Raw genomic sequence first — 5,562 nt, 5'->3', positions numbered from 1 at the left:
CCTCCTTCAGGGGGCTGTCCCACAATGGTGGGCATGACCGTCACGCCCCCGCCCGGCTCCCCCGCCGACGCCGCCGCGCGCCCCGCGGCGTCCTCGCGCCGCCCCCGCGGGTCGCGCTGGGCGTGGCTGCTCGGGCTCGCGGCGGCGGCCGGCGTCGTGGCGCTGGTCCACGCCGTGTTCGTGGGGACCTCCGGCGGGCAGCTGCTGGAGTACCAGGTGTTCCACGCCGTGGAGGACCGCTGGGGCACCCGTTCCACGGGCCCGGCCCAGCGGATCCTCACGGTGCTGCCAGTGGTCCTGGCGGGCGCCGCCACGCTCGCGGCGCTGGCCTGCCTGATCCCGCGGCGGACGCGGCGGCGGGGTGTCGTCGCGCTGGTGGCGCTGGCCGGGGCCAATGTGGGCACGCAGGCCCTCAAGGAGTCCCTGGGGCGGCCGTCGTTCGCCAACCACGTGCCCTGGGCGGGCGGGAACTCGCTGCCCTCCGGCCACACGACGCTCGCGGCCTCGGCCGCCGTGGCCGCGCTCCTGCTGGTGCCCGCGCGCTGGCGCCCGGCGGTGGCCGTCGTGGGCGCCGGGGCCACCGCGCTCACCGGCTCGGCCGCCTACCTGGAGGCCTGGCACCGTCCCTCGGACATGGCCGCGGCGTTCGGGGTCGCGGCCTTCTGGGCCGTCCTCGTGGCCCCCTGGCGACGCGCGGCGGACCGCCATCCGCGCCACGCCTCCCGGGCCGCTCTCGCCGTGGAGCGGATGCTCTGGACGCTCGGCGTCGCCGGTGTGCTCGTGGGCCTGGGACTCGCCGTCGCAACCCTGGGCTCCCCGGCCGTGAGCGCGGACCCGCACCCGCTGGCGGCCCCCGCCGGGGCGCTGCTCAGCGGCGCGCCCGCCCTCGTGCTCTGCGCCGCCCTGCTGACCGGCCTGCGCCGCGCCGAACAGCGCTGAGGACCCGGAGAGCAGTGGGGACCGGCGCCGCCCCACGGGGGCGACGCCGGTCCTCGGCCGTGCGTCGGCCCTCAGATCCGCGCGAGCGCGGCCTGCGGGTCGTTCAGGCAGTCCGCCACGAACGTCAGGAACGCGCTCGCGGTGGCGCCGTCGGTGACGCGGTGGTCGAAGGTCACGGTCATCTCGGTGACCTTGCGGACCACGATCTCGCCGTCCACGACCCAGGGGCGGTCGATGATGCGGCCGATGCCGAGCATGCCCACCTCGGGGATGTTCAGGATCGGGGTCGCACCGTCGGTGCCGAGCGGGCCGTAGTTGTTCAGCGTGAACGTGCCGCGGGTGAGCTCGGCCGGAGCGGCCCTGCCCGCGCGGGCACGGCTGACGGTGTCGTTGATCGCGGCGGTGAGCTCGTCCGCCGATAGCTTCTCCGCGTGCTCCACGGAGGGCACCATGAGGCCGCGGTCGGTCTGCACCGCCAGGCCGAGGTGCACGCCGTCGACCTCGACGATCTCGTCCTTCCCGTCCGCGCCGGCCTCGATGCGCGCGTTCATCACCGGGTAGCGGCGCAGGCCGGCCAGGGTGAAGCGGGCGATCAGGCCGAGCAGGCTCGGGGCGTTCTCCGGGTCCTTCGCCTTGAGCTGCGCGCGCAGCTCCAGCAGCGCGGTGACGTCCACGTCCAGCCACGCCGTGACGTCGGGGACCTCGCGGCGCGAGCGGGAGAGCTGGTCCGCGATCACCTTGCGCACGCCCGAGATCGGGGTGCGGGCGACGACGGCCAGGCCGGTGCGCGCGTCCGTGGCGCCCGCCGCGACGGCGGGGGCCTGGGCGGCGGCCGACGGGGCCGGGGCGGCCTGCACCGGCGCGGGGGCCTGGGCGTCCTGCGGGGCGGATGCGCCCCCGGCCGCGCCCAGCACGTCGGCGCGGGTGATGAGGCCGTCCGGGCCGGTGCCGGTCAGGGTGGCCACATCGACGCCGCGCTCGCGGGCGAGCTTGCGGACGATCGGGGAGGTCACGCGCGGGGCGCGGCCCGACGCGGCGGGGGCGGCACCCGCAGCGGCCTGGGTCGTGCCGGCGCCGACGCGGGCGCGCTTGGACGGACGCGAGCGGGAGGTGGCGGTGTGGCCGGAGGTGCCGTAGCCGATGAGCACGGCGCCGGAGGCCTCGTCGTCGGAGCCGGCCACGTCGCCGTCGCCGCCACGGGCCTTGTCCGGCTTCGGCTGGACGCCCGCGCGCTCCTCCTCGCGGTAGCTGAGCGCGCCGGGGACGGCGCCGTCCGCCGCGGGGGCGGTGCCGGCGTCGGCCGCGGAGGACGGGGGCGGAGCGTCGCCGGCGGACTCGCCGACGGCGCCGACCGTGATCAGGGGCGCGCCGACCTCCATGGTCTCGCCCTCGGCGCCGTGCAGGGTGAGCACGGTGCCGGCGAAGGGGCTGGGCACCTCGACGAGCGCCTTGGCGGTCTCGACCTCGACCATCGGCTGGTCGACGGCGACCTCGTCGCCCTCGGCCACGAGCCAGCGGACGATGTCGGCCTCGGTCAGGCCCTCGCCCAGGTCGGGCAGCAGGAAGGTGTTGCTCATGCGCGGGCCTCCTCGGCGTCCAGGTCCCAGTTCAGGTCGTCGATCGCGTCCAGGATGCGGTCGACGTTGGGCAGGTGGTGCTCCTCGAGCTTCGGCGCGGGGAACGGGATGTCGAAGCCGGTCACGCGGCCCACGGGCGCCGCCAGCGAGTGGAAGCAGCGCTGCTGGATGCGGGCCACCAGCTCGGAGGCCACGGACGCGAAGCCCTGCGGCTCGGCGACGACGACGGCGCGACCGGTCTTGGCCACGGACGCGGCCATGGTGTCCTCGTCCAGCGGGTTCACGGTGCGCAGGTCCACGACCTCCACCGAGAGGCCCTCCTCCGCGGCCGCCTGAGCGGCGGCGAGGCAGGTGGGCACGGACGGGCCGTAGGACACCAGGGTGACGTCGGCGCCCTGGCGGACGACGGCGGCGCGCGCCCAGGCCTCACCCTGCGCGGTCTTCTCCTGCGCGCGGGCCCACTGCTCGTCGAACTCGGCGCGGAGCTCGTCGAGGTCCAGGTCGGCCTTGGTCCAGTACATCTTCTTCGGCTCCATGAACACCACCGGGTCGTCCAGGCGGATGGCGGAGCGCAGCATCAGGTACGCGTCCTTCACGGAGGCCGGGGTGTACACCTTCAGGCCCGGGGTGTGGGCGTAGTAGGACTCCGAGGAGTCGCAGTGATGCTCCACGCCGCCGATGCCGCCGCCGTAGGGAATGCGGATGACGATCGGCATCGGCGCGCCGCCCTTGGTGCGGTTGCGCATCTTGGCCACGTGCGAGGCGACCTGCTCGAAGGCGGGGTAGGCGAAGGCGTCGAACTGCATCTCGATCACCGGGCGGGCGCCGCCGAGGGCCATGCCCACGGCCATGCCGGCGATGCCCGACTCGGCCAGCGGGGTGTCGAAGCAGCGCTCGTCGCCGAAGCGCCGCGTCAGACCGTCGGTGATGCGGAAGACGCCGCCGAGGGTGCCGACGTCCTCGCCGAACACCACCACCATGTCGTCGGCGGCCATCTCGTCGGCCAGCGCCGCGTTGAGCGCGGCGGCGAAGGTCAGGGTCGCCATGCTCAGGCCTCCTTGTTCTCGGAACGGGACAGCTCCTCGGCCAGCTGCGCGCGCTGGGCGGCGAGCTGGGGGGTCTGCACGGAGTACACGTGGTCGAACAGCTCGAGGGGGTCGAGCTCCACGTCGGCGTTCATGGCGTCGCGCAGCTGCTGGGCCACATCCTCGGCGTCCTTCGCGATGGAGGCGGAGACCTCCGCGGTGAGGGCGCCGGTGGACTCGAGGTAGGCGGTCATCCGGCGCAGCGGATCGCGCACCTCCCACTCCTTCACCTCGGAGTCCTCGCGGTAGCGGGTGGGGTCGTCGGTGTTGGTGTGGGCCTGCATGCGGTAGGTGTCCGCCTCGACGAGGAACGGGCCCTTGCCCTCGCGGCACAGGTCCACGGCGCGGCCGAGCACGGCGAGCAGGGCGGCGAGGTCGTTGCCGTCCACGCGCTCGCCGGCGAGTCCGTAGCCCACGGCCTTGTGGGCCAGGGACGGGGCCGCCGACTGCTTCGCGAAGGGCACGGAGATGGCGAACTTGTTGTTCTGCACGAGGAAGATCACGGGCAGCTTGAACACGGCCGCGAAGTTCAGGGCCTCGTGGAAGTCGCCCTCGGAGGTGCCGCCGTCGCCGACCATGGCCAGGCACACGACGTCCTCGCCGCGCAGGCGGGCGGCCTTGGCCATGCCCACGGCATGCAGCAGCTGGGTGGTGAGCGGGGTCGACTGGACGGAGACGCGGTGCTCCTTCGGGTCGTAGCCCTGGTGCCAGGTGCCCTGGAAGGAGACCATGACGTCGAGCGGAGCCACGCCGCGCGCGATCACGGCCACGGTGTCGCGGTACGTGGGGAACAGCCAGTCGTCCTGGCCGAGGCACACGGCGGCGGCGACCTCGGAGGCCTCCTGGCCGTGGGAGGACGGGTACACGGCCATGCGGCCCTGGCGCACGAGCGCGTAGGCCTGGTCGTTCACGCGGCGGCCGATGACCAGGTGCCGGTAGGCGGCGAGGAGCTCCTCGTCCGAGGGCAGCGGGTACTCGTGGCCGGGGGCGGTGCCCTGCTCCTCGGCGGGGAGCAGCTCGCCTTCAGGGGAGATCAGCTGGATCCGGCGGGCGGCCGGGAGCAGGTACTCCTCCAGGGTGATGCCGAAGGCGGCGGCGGCCTCCGTGCGCGTGTCGGGCGTGGCCGGCCCGGGGCGGGTGCTGGTCATGGCGTCCTCTCGATCTGTGCCACCAGTGTGGAGCGTTCCGGCACTTCGTCGACGGGTATGGGAGAATCAGTGGACAACCGTTCGGATCTTCCGGATTCTGGAAGACATCCTGCCGATGTGACGGGTCTCACGATGACCGTGCGTCGCCTCCCGGAGGTGCGCGGGCGTCGTCGTCGGGCGCCGTCCCGTGAGCGAAGCGAGACCGCCATGAGCACATCCTCCCCCCTGGACCGCGTGGACCGCGCGATCGTCCGCGAGCTGTCCCAGGACGGCCGCCTCTCCGTGGCCGCGCTGGCCGAGCGCGTGCACGTCTCCCGCGCCCACTGCTACTCCCGCCTCAACCGCCTCCAGGACTCCGGCGTCATCACCGGCTTCTCCGCCCGCGTGGACCCCGTGAAGACCGGCTTCACCGCGTCCGCCCACGTCATGCTCAAGCTGCGCCAGCACGACTGGCGCGAGCTGCGCGCCGCCCTGCTGGCCATCCCCGAGGTGTGGCACGTCTCCCTGGTCGGCGGGAACATGGACGTCGTCCTGCTGGTGCGCGCCCGGGACACCGCCGACCTGCGACACGTGATCTTCGAGAAGCTCCAGTCCCTGCCCGCCGTCGTGGACACGCAGACCTACATGATCTTCGACGACCACGCCTCCGGCCAGACCATGCCCCCGGAAGAGGGCGCGGACGCCCCCCGCACCCCCACCGCGTTCGGCTGACCGGCCCGTCGCCGCACAGCGGGGGCGGCCGAGCGCGGTCACTATCCTGGGGCGCATGTCATCCCGCACCACCGGCGCCACCCCGCCGGGCACCGCCCCGTC

Annotated in this window: 5 protein-coding genes; 2 read left to right on the top strand and 3 right to left on the bottom strand. The window is 74.4% G+C overall.

What is annotated here, in order from left to right:
- Positions 1 to 33 precede the first annotated feature (33 nt).
- A complete protein-coding gene (locus MHY29_RS11055) occupies positions 34 to 939 on the top strand; it encodes a phosphatase PAP2 family protein (protein ID WP_239241246.1) in 906 nt (301 codons plus the stop codon).
- A gap of 71 nt (positions 940 to 1,010) precedes the next feature.
- Here MHY29_RS11055 and MHY29_RS11050 read toward each other — a convergent pair whose 3' ends face one another.
- From MHY29_RS11050 to MHY29_RS11040, 3 genes are read right to left on the bottom strand one after another with little or no spacing between them, the layout of a single operon-like run.
- Positions 1,011 to 2,516 (bottom strand): dihydrolipoamide acetyltransferase family protein, encoded by a 1,506-nt coding sequence (locus tag MHY29_RS11050; RefSeq protein ID WP_239241245.1) that lies wholly within the window; start codon positions 2,514 to 2,516, stop codon positions 1,011 to 1,013.
- A complete protein-coding gene (locus MHY29_RS11045) occupies positions 2,513 to 3,562 on the bottom strand; it encodes an alpha-ketoacid dehydrogenase subunit beta (RefSeq protein WP_239241244.1) in 1,050 nt (349 codons plus the stop codon). The genes MHY29_RS11050 and MHY29_RS11045 overlap by 4 nt, the downstream gene beginning before the upstream one ends.
- A 2-nt stretch (positions 3,563 to 3,564) precedes the next feature.
- The gene (locus MHY29_RS11040; protein ID WP_239241243.1) at positions 3,565 to 4,749 is read right to left on the bottom strand and encodes a thiamine pyrophosphate-dependent enzyme; all 1,185 of its coding nucleotides are present in this window, start codon (positions 4,747 to 4,749) and stop codon (positions 3,565 to 3,567) included.
- 207 nt (positions 4,750 to 4,956) lie between these two features.
- Here MHY29_RS11040 and MHY29_RS11035 point away from each other — a divergent pair, with 207 nt between their 5' ends.
- Positions 4,957 to 5,460: an Lrp/AsnC family transcriptional regulator gene (locus MHY29_RS11035; RefSeq protein WP_239241242.1), complete on the top strand. Its 504-nt coding sequence runs from the start codon at positions 4,957 to 4,959 to the stop codon at positions 5,458 to 5,460.
- Positions 5,461 to 5,562: the final 102 nt, after the last annotated feature.

The sequence above is a fragment of the Micrococcus sp. ACRRV genome (assembly GCF_022346985.1).
Taxonomy (GTDB): Bacteria; Actinomycetota; Actinomycetes; order Actinomycetales; family Micrococcaceae; genus Micrococcus; species Micrococcus porci.
Note: the sequence above shows the minus strand (reverse complement) of the source record. Positions and strands in the feature narration are given on the sequence as shown.